The following is a 15,787-nucleotide window of genomic DNA, read 5'->3' on the forward strand; positions in this document are numbered from 1 at the left end:
CAGATGAGGCACGTGTGGCTAAGAGACAGGGGGAGGAGGGCGTGCCGGGACAGCGCGTACACCACCGTGCCCGGATGTGCCCTGGTCACGGTGAGGGCGACGTCCACCATGGTCAGCCCGGTGCCGAGCACCAGCACGGGCGTGCCGTCGCCGATCCTGGCCAGCGCGCCGCTTGCCCACGGGTCGGCGACGTGGCGGGGATGTCCGGTCAGGCCCGGGACGGGGGCGGGGCTCCGGTTGCCGAGGGCCAGGACGACCGCGTCCGCGTGGAGGTGCCGGCCGTCCGCCAGCCGTACCGTGTGGTCGCCGTCCAGGGAGACGGCCGTGCCGGTGACGCGGTCGAGCGTGCGGACGGGCGGATCCTCTGCCGCGGCCAGGACCTCGCGCAGGTAGCGGCCATAGACGACGCGCGGCAGGTAGTTGGCGCCGTTGACGTCCACGCCTGCGGCGCCGTTGACGTCCACGCCTGCGGCCCCGTTGACCGTTGCACCTGCGGTCCTGTTGACCCGCACGCCTGTGGTGCGGGCCCAGGCCAGCAGGTGGTCCGGGTCGCCGTCGAGGGCGCTCATCCGGTCGGCGCGGGTGTTGAGCAGGTGGTGCGGGTCCGTGGTGGCGTATGCCTGGCCGAGCGCGTGCCGGCCGCCCTGGTCGAGGAGCGTGACGGTCAAGGCCGCCCCGGCGGCGCGGGCGTGCCGCAGCAGATGGATCGCGGCGAGCGCGCCGCTCGCGCCGCCCCCGACGACGGTGACCGATGGTGGAGCCATAACCCGACTATACCTGTGGGATATACAGGATTTATGGCGCGGCGTCGGCCCAGGTGAGCACGGTGAACGGGACCTCGCTTGACGGGTGGTGCACGCGCCTGGAGGTGATTCGGTAGGCGATGCTCAGGGGCCTGCCGGACGACTCGCACGGCACCTGCACGATGCCGACGTCCTGGTGGATCCGGGTGAGCCTGCCGTCGCAGGGGCCTCCGAGGCAGATGGCGTTCGGTCTGGGTTTCATCCCGGGCCGAGCCTTAAGCCGGACGCCTTGGTCGCACTCACCTGGAAGTCCTCCGAAACCCCGACGGCTAGTGCTCTTGAGACTACTCAGGGCCGGACGGCCGTCGCGGTCGGCCCTGCCCTTGGATGCGTGGACTCTCCTGGGCTGTCGCTCACCGAGTGGGTCGTGCTCGCGCTGGTCGCGGAGGGGACCGCGCTCGGTCTCGCCGTCCCCGGCTCACCGCCCCGACCGGGCCTGTCGGGACGATCTGGCAGGTGCCGCGGCCGCGCGTCTACCGCGCCCTCGACCGGCTGGTCGAGCTCTCGCTGATCGCGCCGTCGGGCACGGAGCCGGGCTGGGGCGGATCCACGGCCACTGCTGCAGGCGCAGGCGGAGCGGATCAGGCCGATCATCGCCGGCCTGCGTGCGCGGCGCGACCAGGCGGACGGGTTCGAGCACCTGGTGGCCTCCTGGAGATATGAGAGCGCCGAAGCGGCCCTGCGCCTGATGCGGACGGCCGCGAGATGAGCCGGGCAGGCGGAAGGTCGCCTGTCGAGCGCGCCGAGGGTGCGGATGCCCAGGGTCACTCCGGCGGCCCGCCGGGTGCGGCCGCGTACACCCAGCCGTGCAGACCCGACGTCAGCGGTACGAGGACCCGCTGGTAGTCATCGACCTCGTAGTCGTCGGCCTTGGCGAGCTCGTCCTCGCTCAGGCGGAGCGCGGTGCCTTCGACCACGTCGGCGGCATTTCCCGTGGCCGCCAGGATCGGATGACGGGTGGCACCGCTGATCGCGATGACGTGCGGATCGGTGATCTCCACCAGGGACAGCCGGTAGCCGGGCAACCCGTCCGGAGTGCCGCTCACCTCGCGGCCGAACACCGACAGCTGCACCTCACGCCGGCGCAGCGTGCCGTAGGAGAACAGAACGACAGGGTGATCAACCATGTGACCCATCTTGCCGGAGCCCCGATCACACCCACGCGGCGGCCGGGGCCACAGGCAGTCTTTAGCCACCTTTGAGTTACTCCCACACCTCTCGCGGCAGCAGACCCGAGTCAGCACTGGACGGGGGCGAGGGATGGCACGCACCAAGGTGGCCGCTCGAGACTGGACGCGGCGGCGGGCCGGCAAGCGGCAGCGCCTGGACGCGGTCAGCCGTTTCGGCTCCGGCCGGGTGGTGGACGCCGAGCGGATGGGGGACACCCTCCAGGCGGTGCTGCGCCCCGGGGACCGGGTGGCGCTGGAGGGCGACAACCGGAAGCAGGCGGATTTCCTGGCCGAGGCGCCGGCCGGGTGCGATCCGGAGGTGGTGCGTGACCTGCGTCTGCTGATTTCCTCGATCAGCCTGCGGGAGCACCTGGATGTGTTCGAGAGGGGGGTGGCCCGCCGTCTCGACATCGCCTCCGCCGGCCCGCAGAGCATGCGCACGGCGCAGTTGCCGGCCGACGGCAAGGTCGAGGTCGAGGTCGGGGCGATTCACACCTACGTCGAGCGCGCGCCCTGAGCAACCGGTCGACCAAGCGCTGTTCGGCAGAGGGGGAGCAGATGACTTTCGCGCACCGCAGAAGGATGATGACGTTCATGGCGGCGTTCACCCTGGTCACCATGCCGGTGACGTGGTCGGCGGCCGGCGCCCGGCCGGCCACGGCGGACGCCCCCGCCGACCCGCGGCCGTGCCCGTCGCCGGCTCAGACCAAACCGACGGTCGTCATGGTCCACGGAGCCTGGGCCGACACCTCGAGCTGGAACGGCGAAGCGGACGCGGTGCGGCGAGCGGGCTACGTCGCGCGGGTCATAGCGAATCCGCTCCGGAACCTGACCAGCGACGCCGAGACCGTCGCCGACTTCCTGAAGACCGTGCGCGGTCCGATCGTGCTCGTAGGGCATTCCTACGGAGGCTCGGTGATCACCAACGCCGCCGCGAACGTCCCCGGCGTCAAGGCGCTCGTGTACGTCGACGCCGCGGCCCCGGACGTCGGGGAGACCACCGCCCAGCTCAGCGGGGCCGGGTCCGCCCTCGGCGCGAGCCCGGACTCGCTCTACGACACGGTGCCCTACGCAGGAGCGCCCGAGGGAGCCAAGGACCTGTATCTCAAGCAGGACCCGTTCGTCCGCTCGTTCGGCTCCGACCTGCCGCGGGACACCGCCGTACGCCTGTGGGCCGCCCAGCGGGCCGCCTCGACCAGCGCGTTCATGACCCCGTCGAAGGCCGCGGCGTGGAAGACGATCCCGTCCTGGTATTTCATCAGCAGCGGCGATCGGATCATCACCCCTGACTCGCAGAGGTCCATGGCCGAGCGGGCCCACTCGAAGGTCACCACCTTCCAGGGCGGATCACACCTGACCCTCATCTCGCATCCGGGCGCGGTGACGTCGGTGATCAGGTCCGCGATCTGCTCGGTGCGCTAGGGAGCGCGCCAGGCGCTGGTGGATCTCCACCAGGCGCGGACTCTCCGAGGTCATCCCCTCGTGCACGAGCTCCGTGAGGCCCTGGAGGGACTCGGCGCGATGAGCGTCGAGACCGTAGCCTCGGGCGATGTCCAGGAGCCGATGGCGGCGATGTCCAGGTAGTCGCCCTCGGGGACGCGCAGGGCCTCGGAGAACTCCTGCAAAGCGCGGTACCTGGTCGTGTTGTCACAGACCACGAACGTCACCGCCACCCGGCATCGGGCCGCGATCCAGATGGCGGACGGCGCGTACTGCATGGCCCCGTCCTCGATCAGGGCGACGACGAGCCGCTCGGGGCAGCCCAGCCGCAGCCCGATCGCAGCGGGCAGCCCCCAGCCCTGACCGCCCGCGGCCGGGTAGAACAGCGACTTGTGCCGGTGATCGTGAGGCGGTCGCGCAGCATGTCCGCCGAGGTGGCGCTCAGCGGCGATCTGCAGGCCGCACGGCGCCGCCCGTGCCCGCATGGATCATGACCGAACCCGAAGAGGTCTTCCAGCGGGAGGTCCTGCGCCGCGCGTGATGACCGCTGAACTTCCGGCGGCATGCGCCACCGATGTCGTGCCCTGAGCCCGTGTCAGAGCTCGCGTCAGTACGGTGACCGGCCCGTGTCAGCGCGATCGGCGACCTTTGATCTCAACAGCACGACAACCGATCCGAAACGGGAGTTCACCATCATGACCATCACCCTCACCGACCAGGACCAGCTCACCCTCCGCACCGCCGCGTGGGGCGCCGTCTCGCTGATGTCCGCCGCCAGCGTCGCCCGCTCGGCCCACAAGGCCGGCACCGAGGGCTCCATCGCGCTGACCTCGGCGACCGGTGTGGTCGGGCACGTGCTGACCAAGGCGCCCAAGGGCGTGAAGTGGGGCAAGACGGTCGCCGACCTCGCCGACCAGGTGCTGCCGGCGCTGACCGCGTCCGTGGCCCTGCTCAAGCAGCAGGCGCCGGACGAGGCCGACAACTTCCGCCGCACCATCACCGTCTCGGTCGAGGCCGCCGCCCGTACCCACCAGGGCGAGCCCAGCCCCACCGTGGCCGCCATGGCCCGCAAGATCACCGACGCGCTCGCCGCCGCCTGACCACGACCCCGGAGAGAAGGACATCATGACCACGATTACGCGACGCCTGGCCGTCACCACGCTGACCGCCGCGCTGCTGGCCGCCGCAGTCGCCACCCCTGCCACGGCCGCCCCCGCCCAGGACCGCCCCGAACTGCAGAAGGCCATGCAGGCGTTCGTCGACGCCGGATTCACCGGGGTGCAACTGCGCGTGAACGACCAGGCGGGTGAGTGGGTCGCCAGCGCCGGAGTGAGCAAGCTCGGCCGGCCCGCCAAGCCGTCGACGAACGGGCGGTTCTGGACCGGCAGCGTCATCAAGCCGTTCACCGCGACCCTGGTGCTCCAGCTCGTCGCCGACGGCAAGGTCAAGCTCGACGCCCCGGTGGCCACCTACCTGCCCGACCTCGGGCTGGACCCCCGGATCACCGTGCGCATGATGCTGCAGCACACCAGCGGCCTGTTCAACTACACCGGCGAGTACTACGACGACGGCACGTTCGCCCCCGGCATCCCCGCCACCGGCGACGAATGGCTGAAGAACCGCTTCCGCAGCTACGAGCCCGAAGAGCTGGTACGGCTGGCGCTGTCCAAGCCCGCGCGCTTCGAACCCGGGACGGACCAGAACTACTCCAACACCAACTACACGCTGGCGCTGCTGCTGATCGAGAAGGTCACCGGCCGCCCGTACGCCGAGCAGTTGCAGCAGCGGATCCTGCGCCCCCTCGGCCTGTCGGCCACCCGGCAGGCAGGCAACCGCACGCAACTGACCGGGCCGTACGCGCACGCCTACTACAGCTACCAGGGCAAGACATTCGACATCTCCCGGCAGAACCTGTCCCTGCTGGGCGGCGCCGGTGACCTGGTCTCGACGACGCAGGATCTGACCACGTTCTTCACCACGCTGAACAGCGGCAAGATCCTGCCGCCCGCGCTGCTGGAGGAGATGCGCGAGCCGTCCGGGAAGCTCAGCTACGGACTCGGGGTGTTCGCGCAGGACCTGGGCCAGGGCTGCGGCACCGTCTACCAGCACAACGGCAGCCCGCCGCACGGCTACGGGACGCTGATGTACAGCTCGCCCGACGGCAAGACGACCCTGACCGGCTCGGTGACCTGGGTGGACTCGGCGACCCGCGGGCCGGTGAAGGACTTCCAGAAGCTGCTGGACGGGCTGGTCCAGACGGTGTTCTGCAGCACACCGTCGGGGGCTGCTCAGTAGGCCCGGCGCTCGGGCCCGTGCCACCAGACGCCAAGTAGCTGGGAGTAACCGGGAGCTCCCGGACGCAACTCGGAGTCGGGCGCCGCAGCCGTCACCCCGCTCTGGCCTTGGGGCAACGCCCTACTTTGCCCCTGGTGACAGCGACGCGAGCGCCGGGCCCCGGAACCTGGCAGTCGGATGCGGGTTAGGGCTGGAAGTCGACTTCGGGGAAGCGGTGGGACTCGCCGGCCAGCAGGGGGCCGGCGCGGCCGAGGAGGCTGCGGTCGAGCCAGGCGGCGAGGTAGGCGCGTTCGATGCCCAGTGCCCGGGTCCCCCTGATGGGGCCGACGTCGAAGAGCGCCGACAGGTCGAGGGTGGCTTTGAAGATGGTGATGTCGGTGAGGTCGCGGTGTCCGGCGCCGTCGATGACCAGGTGCAGGCGTGGGCCGCGCAGCCGGTCGTAGAAGGCGGCCCAGTCCGGGTCGTCAGCCCGGCGGTGGTTCTGGTTGCCCATCATCAGGAACGGCTGCGCGAGGCTGGCGGCGCCCAGGGGATTGCCGTCGAGTGCTGCGCCGGCGTCGATGCGCGGATCGTGATCGAGGGCTTCGACCACGGCGAGGCTGCCGATGGAGTGGCCGACCGCGGCGACGACGGTCGCATCGAGCGTATCGGCCAGTCCGGCCGGAAGCCGGTGGGTTACGGCGTCGTGGTGACCGGCGGCGATCGCGGTGAGCCGATCGAGGACGAAGCGGAGGTCGGCCACCCGTACCGGCAGGACGACGTCGTCGTGCACCTGCCCCGGCGGGGTCTCGATGCGCCCGCCGGGAAACTCGACGACGGCCTCGAAGGTATGGTCGATGCCGGCGACGATGTAGCCGCGGCTGGCCAGATGTTCGGTCAGGCCCGTGTAGAGGGCGGCCTGGGTCGCCAGGCCGGGCGAGAACAGGACGATCGGCCGGCGAGAGCCGCCGGCGGCCGGCGCGTCCTGGCCGCTGTGGGTGGGAAAGGTCAGCAGGCCGGCCGGATAGTCGGTGCCGCTTGCGGCGTTGAGCTGGGCGGTCAGCACAGCTGCGAGGCCGGGTGTCAGGTATCCGGCAGCGGGTCGGCGCCCGGCCGCGGCCGGGTACCAGAGTCGCACCATCAGCTCCCGGGGGCGGCTCGATGGGGCCAGCGGGTCGGTACGCGAACGGTCGACCAGGTGCATCGCGGTCGTGCCAACCCGGTACCGGCCGGTCGGCGCGGGCAGCGACAACCGCGGCGGCGATACCGGTGTGGTGTTGGCCACGGCGTGACCAGGGGCACCCGCGAGGGTCCCCACGGCCGCCAGAGCGGTGAGGCCCGCCCCTGAGATGAGCAGCTTCCTACGGCTGAGGTGCGCGTTCGTGCTCACGACGCCGACGATAGGCGGCACCGGCCTGCGGCCGCGTCCTCCTGCGGTGCTGTCTTGCACCCTCTCCGCCGGGAGGATGGTGACATCCGGTACTGCTACCTCGGCACGATTCCCGCACCCGGCCGACGGCCCCCCGCCGAGCCGGCTCCCTTCCCCTCTCCTGAAGATCATTATCCGCTGAGGGTGGGTCATCGTGACGCAGGCCAACTGGTGTCGCCAGGCCGTCGAGATCGTCGTCTGCATCTCAGCGGCGAGCTCGGCGCATCTCACCCTGCTGCGGCCTGGAGGCCGGCCATGGCTTGGTCATCTGCTGTCCGCTCTGCTCGGACAAGGAGATGCGGCCGCTGCGGACAAGCTCGGTGACAAGATTGCCGGGCGGATGGGCGAGCTGGGTGCCGAGGACCCCCGGTCTCGGTGGTCGGCTACCAACGCCAAAGAGGTGTGCTGTACGTCGCAGGCGCCCGCCCTTGCTCATGGGCGCACGATCCGTCCGATCGACGAAGGCGTGCAGGTGGGCCTGCCCGCGCTCAGCCCTCCAAGTCTCCGTGACCATCTTGGGAAGAGCCATCGGTTTGCGCGAGCGGGCGAGCGGAGGCGCCGATGCCCGACATCGTCCACTCCAGGGCGTCTGACGGGTTGCCGACGGCGATGCGGGCCTCGCTGACTGTTGGACACCGACCCATCTCTTACACAGAGTCATCGATCCGTCACGTGACCCTTGCCCCGGGGGACGGCCGACACGGGCGGTGGCCAGGAGGATGCCTAGGAGCAGGTGATGCCGGCGGGGCCGGGGGTGGATGGGCCGCCGGCCTGGAAGCCGAAGGTGGCCGAGGCGCCTGGCGCCAGACTGGTCGCCCAGCTCGGCGCCTTGATCGTCCAGGTGGTGCCGGACGACGTGATGGTGGAGCCCCAGGCGCTCACCAGGGTCACGCCGGCCGGCATGGTCCACGTGAGCGTCCAGTTGGCCCAGGTCGTGGCGCCGGTGTTCCGCACGGTGACGTTGCTCGTGAAGCCGCCCTGCCAGGTGCTGGCGACCTGGGCGTTCACGCTGCAGGAGACGCCCGCGCCGCCGGTCGGGGTGACGGTCGGGGTGACGGTGGGGGTCGCCGTGGGCGTGGCGGTCGAGCCGTCCGAGGTGGTGTAGGCGGCCTTCGTGTAGGGCGCGCCGCACTGCGGGCTGCAGGCGGAGGGAAGCGTGAAGCTGTACACGCGCCCGCCGTTGATCAGCGTGTCCGTGACGTCCCGCACCCGGATCTGGAACTGGCTCGCGCCCGATGTGGTCCCGCCGATGACGTACGACTGGCCCATGTCGCCGTTCATCCGGGCGCGCCGCCACGCCCCGTCGGCGAAGTACTCGACGCCGTGGATGCCGTTGGCCAGGTGCGAGACGGTGATGGCCGGCCACCAGACCTGGGCGGACTGCAGGAAGCCGATGTCGATGTCGCCGCTGTAGCCCGGCGCGGGGATGAACGACCAGGTGACGCGCCGGTTGTTCCAGTGGCTGGGATACAGGTCCCCGACGGCGGCGCCGTTCTTCACGAACCGGTTGAGCGAGTCCTTGGACAGGTCCAGGTGGTAGGGGTCGTCGCGGCACCAGGCGTTGGAGTCACCGCAGCTGTCGGCGACCAGCATGGTCAGCTTCGCGCCGTTGTAGGCGTCGGGGCTCCAGGAGCCGTTCCGGCAGAACGCCTGGTTCTGCGCGCCGTCGTTGGTGCCCGTGCAGAAGTCGCTGATCTCCACCTGTACGTAGCGGCCGCAGTTCAGGCCGTTGTTCCACAACCCGGCCTTGCTGAGGTCGGCTCCCGTCAGCGGCCGGGGATAGAAGGTGTAGTCGCCGGGCGTGTTGTAGACGTTGAGTGCGACGAAGTCGGGTGAGTCCAGGTTCGCCTGGGGCACCCCGCAGCCGCCGTACGGCATGCCGAGCCCGTCGAAGTACGTCGCGTTGCCCGTCACCGGGCCGGGCGGGTCGCTGACCGCGTCGGCGGATTGTTGCATCAACGGCACCAGGGCGCACAGCGCGACCAGGAAACCGGGAAGCAGGATGGAGAGCAACCGGCGACGGGCGTAGGTCATCGGACCCCCAACTCGAAAGGGTGAAATGACCCTTTCCGCGGGAGCGATGGCCTGTCAATCGCGGAGGTGGGCGACCTGGGCGAACGCCGCCGAAAGCCTGCAACTTTCATCAGGTCGCCGGGCCACCCCTCCTCGGCACGGCATGACGGCTACCCGGCTCAGCTCTTGGCGAGTGCTTCGCGGCGGATCCACTGGAGCAGGCTGGGGTTGTCGACGGTGGTGATGACGCCGACGGTGGTGCGCAGGTAGCGGTCGTCGTCCAGCACGGCCAGCAGGCTCGCGGCCAGGTCCGCACGGGCGGTGAACCTGCCGTCGGCGTGCTCCTCGACGAGGGTGTAGTCGGTGGCCGACGGCAGGTGGTAAAGGCCGCTCGGGCGCACGATCGTCCAGTCCAGATCGCTCGCGCGGACCAGCGCCTCCATCCGCCGCATGTCGTCGTACAGCGTCTTGCCCAGCACCCGCGTCACGTAGGGCAGCAACACCCGGTTGAACAGGAACCCCCCGTCGGAGTACGAGCGCGGCGCGACCCCGCTGGAGCTCACCACGGCGAGCCGGCGCACCCCATGGCGCTTCATCGCGGCGACGATGTTCGTCACGCCCCGCGAATAGGTGCTGATCGGCTCCTTCCCGGCGGGCACCCCGAGCGTCGAGAGCACCGCGTCCCGCTCCGCCACGACGCCGTCCACGGCCACCGGATCGAGCACGTCAGCGCCGATCACCTCGAGCCGATCATGGCGCAGCGGGAACGACTCCGGCCGCCGGGTGATCGCGGCGACCTGGTGTCCGGCGGCGAGTGCCTGGTCGGTGAGCAGGCGGCCGGTGGGGCCGTTGGCCCCGAAGACGGCGATACGCATGACGGCTGTCCTTCCGTGGTGATGTCCGGGATCCCGGCAGCGGCCGGCCGCGTCCGATCGGCGGCGACCGTCCTTCCCGGGACGAGACAGCAGGGTCGTTCTGTGACATGGACGGCTGTGAGCCGACTTCTGCCCCTCATGTCACAGGCGGCCGGGCTGTCTCGTCCCAGGTAGCGGAGACAGAAACTGACGTCGGGAAGGTGATGGTCATGCGGGTGTTCGTGGCCGGCGGGGCAGGGGTGCTGGGGCGGCGGCTGGTGCCGCAGCTTGTGGCGCGTGGCCACCAGGTGACGGCGACGACGACGGGCACGGCCAAGCTGGGCCTGCTGGCGCGGCTGGGCGCCGAGGCGGTCGTGATGGACGGGCTGGATGCGAGCTCGGTCGGCGAGGCGGTGGCGCAGGCCCGGCCGGACGTGATCGTGCACCAGATGACCGCCATATCCGGCAAGCCCGATATCAAGCACTTCGATCGCTGGTTCGCCACCACCAACCGGCTGCGCACCGAGGGGACGGACCACCTGCTGGCCGCCGCCGAAGCGATCGGCGTGTCCGATTTCGTGGCGCAGAGCTACGCCTCCTGGAACGGCATCCGCGAGGGCGGGTGGGTGAAGACCGAGGAGGACCCGCTGGACCCGACGAGCACGGGCAAGGGGGCGGAGGCGATCCGCCACCTTGAGGCCGCGGTCGTCGGAGCCGGTGGCACCGTCCTGCGCTACGGCGCGTTCTACGGGCCCGGCGCCACCGACGATCAGGTCGAGCTCGTGCGCAAGCGGCAGTACCCGGTCGTCGGGAACGGCCGCGGCCACAGCTCGTGGGTGCATCTCGACGACGCGGCGAGCGCCACCGTCCTGGCCGTGGAGCACCGGGCGAAGGGCGTGTTCAACATCGTCGACGACGAGCCGGCCCCGGCCGGCGAGTGGCTGCCCTACCTCGCCGCGTGCGCGGGGGCGAAGCCGCCGATGCGGGTGCCCACTTGGCTGGCCCGGCCGCTGGCCGGCAGGACGGCGGTGGCGATGATGACCGAGGGGCGCGGCTTCTCCAACGCCAAGGCCAAGCGGGAGCTCGGCTGGCAGCTGCGCTACCCCTCCTGGCGCCAGGGTTTCAAGGAGGAGCTGGCGTGAGGCGGGCCGAGGAGTTCGAGGAGCTGCGGCCGCTGCTGTTCTCGATCGCCTACCGGATTCTCGGCAGCGTGAGCGAGGCCGAGGACGCGGTCCAGGAGACCTGGCTGCGCTGGGAGTCCTCCACGACGCAACCCGAGTCGGCCAAGGGGTTCCTGTCGGCCACGGTGTCCCGGATCGCGATCGACGTGCTGCGCTCGGCGCGCGTCCGGCGGGAGGAGTACGCCGGGGAGTGGTTCCCCGAGCCGCTGCTGGCCGACCCGTACGAGGACCCGGAGCGGTCGGCGGAGCTGGCCGACTCGGTGTCGATGGCGGCCCTGCTGCTGCTGGAGCGGCTCAGCCCGCTGGAGCGCGCGGTCTTCGTGCTGCGGGAGGTGTTCGGGTTCGGCTTCGGCGAGGTCGCGTCGGCGGTGGGCCGCTCGGAGGCGGCCTGCCGCCAGCTCGCGGTACGGGCGCGCCGCCACATGGACGCGGGACGCGCTCGCTTCGAGGCGGATCGCCGGGAGCGGGAACAGCTCGCCGGGCGATTCTTCGCCGCCTTCAGCGCGGGCGACGTCGCCGGGCTGCGGGAGCTGCTCGCCGCTGACGTTCAGATGGTCGGCGACAGCGGCGGCAAGGCCCCGCTGTGGGGCAAGGGCATTGTCGGCGCCGCGAACGTGGCCCGGACGCTGGCCGCGATCGTCACGCCGTTCGTCCGTATCGGCGGCGCCGTGGAGCCGCACGAGGTGAACGGCCAGCCGGGCGCGATCTTCCGCGACCGGGACGGCCGGGTCGTCAACACCTTGGCGCTCGACATCCTCGACGGGCAGATCCAGATGATCCGCGCGGTGATCAACCCCGACAAGCTCGGGCACCTGGGCCCGGTGGCGGACACCTGGGCGGTCGTCCGCGAGGCGAACCAGGCCCGCCGGCCCGTGGACTGACCACGCACCACCACAGGAAGAACGCAAGGCCGTCGTGAGCAAGGTCTGGTTCGTCACCGGCTCGTCCCGTGGCCCGGGCCGCAGCTTCGTCGAGGCCGCTCTACCTGCGCGAGCAGGGCGGCTGCTCAAGGTCGCCGGCTCCGACGACTGACCCGGCGGCCACGCAGAGAACCCCATTACCCCAAGACAGGAGACATTCACCATGATTCTGGTAACCGGTGGCACCGGTAACGTCGGCGCCAACGTCGTACGCCAACTGCTCGACGCGGGCGAGAAGGTACGCGTGCTCACCCGCAACCCCGGCGGCCATTCCCTTCCTGACGGCGTCGAGGTCGTGCCCGGCGACCTGACCCGGCCCGGCACCCTGGCGGAGGCGCTGTCCGGCGTCGAGCGGGCCTTCCTGTTCCCCGTCTTCGACGCCGTCGGCGGCTTCCTCGACGCGGCGCGGAAAGCCGGTCTGCGGCATGTCGTGCTGCTGTCCTCATCGGCCGTCACGTTCGCCACGCCCGGGTGGGTCGGGGAACAGCACCGGCGGCTGGAGCAGGCGGTCGAAGCGTCCGGGGTGCCGTGGACCTTCGTGCGCCCCGACGCGTTCATGACGAACGACCTCGTCTGGGCGCCGCAGATCGCGGGCGAGGGGGTCGTCCGCGGGGTGTACGGTGAGGCCGCGCTGGCTCCGGTCGACCCGCGCGACATCGCCGCGGTCGCCGTCCGCGCGCTTCTCGACCCGCGCGCCGGCGAGGCGTACCTCCTCACCGGGCCGCAGTCGCTGACCCAGATCGAGCGGGTGCGGATCATCGGGGAGACGATCGGGCGGAAGGTGCGGTTCGAGGAGCAGCCCAGGGAACAGTTCCTGGCGCAGATGCTCCGCCACGGGATGCCCGAACCGGTGATCATCGAGCTCATCGACGGGCTCGCGGCGCGGGTCGGCAAGACCGCGCAGGTCGTGCCGGCAGTCGAGGAGGTCACCGGGCGACCGGCCTTCACCTACGCGCAATGGGTGGCCCACCGCGCGGCGGCCTTCGGCGCGACCCCGGCCTGACGGCGACCGACCGCCCTGGCCTGACGGCGACCGCCTCGACCGTGCCTCGATGAGTGCATGGCCGGGGTCGCCGGATGGTCCGATCAACCGGGTCGGCAGGCGGCCGGAGCCGGCTCGCGTGCGTCCAGATCCCACTGCTCACGCCTCGCGGGACTCCCAGACGAATCCGTCCGGGTCGGTGAAGGGCCCGGCGTCGCCGCCGAGCACGATCCGGTGCGATCCGGTGCCCTCCTGGGGCAGGCCGGTGTCCTTGGCGAGGGCGCGGCGCGGGTAGAGCGCCAGCGTGACGGCCGACGAAGAGGTGTCGAACTCGACGTACTTGCCGCCGAAGCTCTTCGCCACGGACAGGCCGCGCTCGACGTAGAAACGCTTGCTCGCCTTGACGTCCGCCACTCCCAGGAGGAGCGCTACCTGGTCGACGTGCCGGGCGGCCGGGCCGGTGTCCTTCTTGTTCGAAGTCGCGATCTTGCAGATCGTCCCGTCCGGGGCGCGGACGATGCCGCCGTAGCCCCAGAACCCCTTCGTGGCCGGCTTCAGCGTCGTGGCGCCGGCGTCGAGGGCGGCGCTGACGAAGGCGTCGACGTTGCCCGGCTGGGCCACCACGAGTGACAGCGCGAACCCGCGGAAGCCGGTCGTCGGCGCATCCGAGGCGCGTACGTTCACGTAAGCGCTCAGACCGAAGGCCTCGTAGAAGGCGACGGCGGCCGTGGGGTCGGGAACTTCCAGGGTGATGGACGCGAGCGAGGTCATGGCAAGTCCTTTGCGGGAAAGTGGGTTCGTCATCTGGTCGGTGTCCGCCGCGCGGCGGAACTGGCGGGGGAGGCGGCGCCTACCGGTCCTGCAGGAGCCCGAGGACGTTGCCGTCGGGGTCGGTGACGGTGGCCGTCAGGCGCCCGCCGCCGACGTCGTGTGCGGCCTCCTTCACGGTGGCTCCCGCGGCGGTCAGCTCGGCCAGCTTCGCCTCGATGTCCGATACGTGCCAGTACGCCACCGGCGCGGTCATGCCCTGCGGCCCGCCGCCCGGCACCAGGCCGATGTGCTGGCCCCCGGCCTCGAAGCCGACGTAGTAGGACGAGTCGGCCGTCGGCTCCACGCCGAGCAGGGCCGCGTACACCGCCTTGGCCTTCGCCAGGTCGGACACCGGGTGCAGGACGGTCGTGATGCCCTGGGTGGACGAGCCGGTCATGGTCGCTCCTGACGTCGTGGGTCGCGATCGACCCGCTGTGTTCGTGTTCACAGCTTGGCTCCGAGGCAGGTCGGCCCACATCCGTGGTGACCACGGAACCGTCCACGGATCGGCGGCACGGATCGGAGCGCGGAAGGAATGCGTCAAACTTGGACAGTGGTAGCAGAAGTGGAGATCTCGCCTCGGGAAGCCGAGGTGCTGGACCTGGTCGGAGCCCATCTCAGCAACGCCGAGATCGCGGCCCGGCTGTGCATCTCGGTGCGTACCGTGGAGAGTCACGTCTCCTCGCTGCTGCGCAAGCTGGAGGTACCGGATCGGCGGGCGCTCGCCCAGCGCGCGCCCGAGCCGGCCGGCGACGGCCCGTCCCGCCCGGCACCGGTGCTGCCGGCCCCGCTGACCTCGTTCGTCGGCCGGGTGAGCGAGCGGGCCGAGCTGGCCGAGCTGATCAGGGCACAGCGCCAGGTCACCGCGGTCGGTCCCGGCGGGGTGGGCAAGACCCGGCTCGCGCTGGCGGTGGCCGCGGACGCGTCCGGCGAGTACGCCGACGGGGCGTGGTTCGTCGACCTGGTCCCGGTCACCGATCCGGGCATGATCGCGACCGCGGTCGCCGGGGCGCTCGGCCTCGGCGAGCAGCCCGGCAGGGACATGACGGAGTCCGTGGTCACCGCGCTGGCCGACCGCCAGGCTCTGCTGATCCTGGACAACTGCGAGCAAGTGCTGGACGGGGTGGCGCTGTTCCTGGAGCGGCTGCTGGCGAGGTGCCCTCGGGTGACGGTGCTGGCGACCAGCCGGGCCCGGTTGATGGTGCCGTTCGAACGGGTCTACCCGGTCCCGCCGCTGTCGCTGGCGGCCGATGGCCATTCGGACGCGGTCGCGCTGTTCATGGACCGGGCGGCGGCGGTGGGCCGGCCGCTCGATGCTCCCCTGCGCGAGCAGATCGGCGCGATCTGCGCGCGGCTGGATGGAATGGCGCTGGCGATCGAGCTGGCCGCCGCCCGGTGTCCCTCGCTCGGGCTGGACGGCATCACCACGGCCCTGTCCCACCCGCTGCGGATGCTGACCGGCGGCTCGCGGGCCGACGAGCGGCACCGCTCGGTGCGGGCGGCACTGGACTGGAGCCATGCCCTGCTGGAGCCGGACGACCGGGCGCTGCTGCGCCGGGTGTCGGTGTTCGTGGCGCCCTTCACCGCCGGGGCGGCGGCGCAGGTGGTCGGGTCCGGAGACGGCGCGGTGGTGGCCGGTTCTGGAGACGGCGCGACGGTGGTTGGGCCCGGGGACGGCGCGACGGTGGCCGGGTCTGGAGACGGTACGGCGGTGGCCGGGGTGGACGAGGGCTTGGTCGCCGAGGGGCTGGCCCGGCTCGCCGAGCAGAGCCTGCTGGCGGTGACGTCGTCCGCGAGCGGGACCGAGTATCGAGCGCTGGAGACCATCCGCCAGTACGGGATGGAGCGGCTCGCCGAGACCGGTGAGCTGGCCGGCGCCCGATCCCGGCACCTTCGCTGGTGCCTGGCCAAG

Annotated in this window: 17 protein-coding genes; 8 read left to right on the plus strand and 9 right to left on the minus strand. The window is 71.3% G+C overall.

The annotated features are described in order from the left end of the window. The 3 genes from ETD85_RS49885 to ETD85_RS49895 form a co-directional block, all read right to left on the minus strand. Window positions 1–764, minus strand: a 764-nt coding sequence (locus ETD85_RS49885) for an FAD/NAD(P)-binding protein (RefSeq protein ID WP_170247276.1), incomplete at its 3' end; no start/stop codon positions are given. 31 nt (window positions 765–795) lie between these two features. Further along, window positions 796–1,005: a hypothetical protein gene (locus tag ETD85_RS49890; RefSeq protein ID WP_138696884.1), complete on the minus strand. Its 210-nt coding sequence runs from the start codon at window positions 1,003–1,005 to the stop codon at window positions 796–798. A 562-nt stretch (window positions 1,006–1,567) separates the two neighbouring features. Beyond that, window positions 1,568–1,930 (minus strand): gamma-glutamylcyclotransferase family protein, encoded by a 363-nt coding sequence (locus ETD85_RS49895; protein WP_206059373.1) that lies wholly within the window; start codon window positions 1,928–1,930, stop codon window positions 1,568–1,570. Between the two features lie 133 nt (window positions 1,931–2,063). On the opposite strand from ETD85_RS49895, the gene ETD85_RS49900 reads away from it, so the two are divergent. Together ETD85_RS49900 and ETD85_RS49905 are read left to right on the plus strand one after the other, a co-directional pair. Beyond that, entirely contained in the window at window positions 2,064–2,489 is a 426-nt protein-coding gene (locus ETD85_RS49900) for a malonate decarboxylase subunit alpha (protein ID WP_138696886.1), read from the plus strand. Between the two features lie 41 nt (window positions 2,490–2,530). Further along, a complete protein-coding gene (locus ETD85_RS49905) occupies window positions 2,531–3,394 on the plus strand; it encodes an alpha/beta hydrolase (RefSeq protein ID WP_240779949.1) in 864 nt (287 codons plus the stop codon). Between the two features lie 50 nt (window positions 3,395–3,444). Here the strand turns inward: ETD85_RS49905 and ETD85_RS49910 are convergent, their stop codons facing one another. Beyond that, entirely contained in the window at window positions 3,445–3,897 is a 453-nt protein-coding gene (locus ETD85_RS49910) for a thiamine pyrophosphate-dependent enzyme (RefSeq protein ID WP_138696887.1), read from the minus strand. A gap of 210 nt (window positions 3,898–4,107) precedes the next feature. Between ETD85_RS49910 and ETD85_RS49915 the strand changes: the two genes are divergently transcribed. Continuing rightward, the gene (locus ETD85_RS49915) at window positions 4,108–4,512 is read left to right on the plus strand and encodes a hypothetical protein (protein WP_138696888.1); all 405 of its coding nucleotides are present in this window, start codon (window positions 4,108–4,110) and stop codon (window positions 4,510–4,512) included. A gap of 25 nt (window positions 4,513–4,537) precedes the next feature. Next, the gene (locus ETD85_RS49920; protein ID WP_138696889.1) at window positions 4,538–5,707 is read left to right on the plus strand and encodes a serine hydrolase domain-containing protein; all 1,170 of its coding nucleotides are present in this window, start codon (window positions 4,538–4,540) and stop codon (window positions 5,705–5,707) included. 184 nt (window positions 5,708–5,891) lie between these two features. Here ETD85_RS49920 and ETD85_RS49925 read toward each other — a convergent pair whose 3' ends face one another. The 3 genes from ETD85_RS49925 to ETD85_RS49935 all read right to left on the minus strand — a co-directional run bounded on the left by ETD85_RS49925 (window position 5,892) and on the right by ETD85_RS49935 (window position 10,003). Then, on the minus strand, window positions 5,892–7,076 hold the full coding sequence (locus tag ETD85_RS49925; protein WP_170247277.1) for an alpha/beta hydrolase family protein: 1,185 nt from the start codon (window positions 7,074–7,076) through the stop codon (window positions 5,892–5,894). 762 nt (window positions 7,077–7,838) lie between these two features. After that, window positions 7,839–9,149 (minus strand): cellulose binding domain-containing protein, encoded by a 1,311-nt coding sequence (locus ETD85_RS49930; RefSeq protein WP_206059374.1) that lies wholly within the window; start codon window positions 9,147–9,149, stop codon window positions 7,839–7,841. Between the two features lie 158 nt (window positions 9,150–9,307). Then, on the minus strand, window positions 9,308–10,003 hold the full coding sequence (locus ETD85_RS49935; RefSeq protein ID WP_138696891.1) for an NAD(P)-dependent oxidoreductase: 696 nt from the start codon (window positions 10,001–10,003) through the stop codon (window positions 9,308–9,310). Between the two features lie 209 nt (window positions 10,004–10,212). Between ETD85_RS49935 and ETD85_RS49940 the strand changes: the two genes are divergently transcribed. From ETD85_RS49940 to ETD85_RS49950, 3 genes are all read left to right on the plus strand, one after another. Further along, window positions 10,213–11,124 (plus strand): NAD-dependent epimerase/dehydratase family protein, encoded by a 912-nt coding sequence (locus ETD85_RS49940; RefSeq protein ID WP_138696892.1) that lies wholly within the window; start codon window positions 10,213–10,215, stop codon window positions 11,122–11,124. Continuing rightward, window positions 11,121–12,044 (plus strand): RNA polymerase sigma-70 factor, encoded by a 924-nt coding sequence (locus ETD85_RS49945; protein WP_138696893.1) that lies wholly within the window; start codon window positions 11,121–11,123, stop codon window positions 12,042–12,044. Before ETD85_RS49940 ends, ETD85_RS49945 begins: the two co-directional genes overlap by 4 nt. 202 nt (window positions 12,045–12,246) lie before the next feature. Next, the gene (locus tag ETD85_RS49950) at window positions 12,247–13,086 is read left to right on the plus strand and encodes an NmrA family NAD(P)-binding protein (RefSeq protein ID WP_138696894.1); all 840 of its coding nucleotides are present in this window, start codon (window positions 12,247–12,249) and stop codon (window positions 13,084–13,086) included. A 138-nt stretch (window positions 13,087–13,224) separates the two neighbouring features. Here ETD85_RS49950 and ETD85_RS49955 read toward each other — a convergent pair whose 3' ends face one another. Together ETD85_RS49955 and ETD85_RS49960 are read right to left on the minus strand one after the other, a co-directional pair. Further along, window positions 13,225–13,836, minus strand: coding sequence for a VOC family protein (locus tag ETD85_RS49955; protein WP_138696895.1), 612 nt, complete (start codon window positions 13,834–13,836; stop codon window positions 13,225–13,227). A gap of 79 nt (window positions 13,837–13,915) precedes the next feature. Further along, window positions 13,916–14,272 (minus strand): VOC family protein, encoded by a 357-nt coding sequence (locus ETD85_RS49960; RefSeq protein ID WP_138696896.1) that lies wholly within the window; start codon window positions 14,270–14,272, stop codon window positions 13,916–13,918. A 156-nt stretch (window positions 14,273–14,428) separates the two neighbouring features. On the opposite strand from ETD85_RS49960, the gene ETD85_RS49965 reads away from it, so the two are divergent. After that, window positions 14,429–15,787, plus strand: a 1,359-nt coding sequence (locus tag ETD85_RS49965) for an ATP-binding protein (RefSeq protein ID WP_240779950.1), incomplete at its 3' end; no start/stop codon positions are given.

This window comes from Nonomuraea zeae, from assembly GCF_005889725.1.
Classification (GTDB): Bacteria; Actinomycetota; Actinomycetes; order Streptosporangiales; family Streptosporangiaceae; genus Nonomuraea; species Nonomuraea zeae.

What these genes read in the sequence shown, in the direction of transcription:
- ETD85_RS49905 (WP_240779949.1), top strand. Translation starts at nt 2,531, where the DNA reads ATGACTTTCGCGCACCGCAGAAGGATGATGACGTTCATGGCGGCGTTC.
- ETD85_RS49955 (WP_138696895.1), bottom strand. Translation starts at nt 13,836, where the DNA reads ATGACCTCGCTCGCGTCCATCACCCTGGAAGTTCCCGACCCCACGGCC.
- ETD85_RS49960 (WP_138696896.1), bottom strand. Translation starts at nt 14,272, where the DNA reads ATGACCGGCTCGTCCACCCAGGGCATCACGACCGTCCTGCACCCGGTG.
- ETD85_RS49940 (WP_138696892.1), top strand. Translation starts at nt 10,213, where the DNA reads ATGCGGGTGTTCGTGGCCGGCGGGGCAGGGGTGCTGGGGCGGCGGCTG.
- ETD85_RS49895 (WP_206059373.1), bottom strand. Translation starts at nt 1,930, where the DNA reads ATGGTTGATCACCCTGTCGTTCTGTTCTCCTACGGCACGCTGCGCCGG.
- ETD85_RS49930 (WP_206059374.1), bottom strand. Translation starts at nt 9,149, where the DNA reads ATGACCTACGCCCGTCGCCGGTTGCTCTCCATCCTGCTTCCCGGTTTC.
- ETD85_RS49910 (WP_138696887.1), bottom strand. Translation starts at nt 3,897, where the DNA reads ATGCGGGCACGGGCGGCGCCGTGCGGCCTGCAGATCGCCGCTGAGCGC.
- ETD85_RS49950 (WP_138696894.1), top strand. Translation starts at nt 12,247, where the DNA reads ATGATTCTGGTAACCGGTGGCACCGGTAACGTCGGCGCCAACGTCGTA.
- ETD85_RS49920 (WP_138696889.1), top strand. Translation starts at nt 4,538, where the DNA reads ATGACCACGATTACGCGACGCCTGGCCGTCACCACGCTGACCGCCGCG.
- ETD85_RS49890 (WP_138696884.1), bottom strand. Translation starts at nt 1,005, where the DNA reads ATGAAACCCAGACCGAACGCCATCTGCCTCGGAGGCCCCTGCGACGGC.
- ETD85_RS49915 (WP_138696888.1), top strand. Translation starts at nt 4,108, where the DNA reads ATGACCATCACCCTCACCGACCAGGACCAGCTCACCCTCCGCACCGCC.
- ETD85_RS49935 (WP_138696891.1), bottom strand. Translation starts at nt 10,003, where the DNA reads ATGCGTATCGCCGTCTTCGGGGCCAACGGCCCCACCGGCCGCCTGCTC.
- ETD85_RS49900 (WP_138696886.1), top strand. Translation starts at nt 2,064, where the DNA reads ATGGCACGCACCAAGGTGGCCGCTCGAGACTGGACGCGGCGGCGGGCC.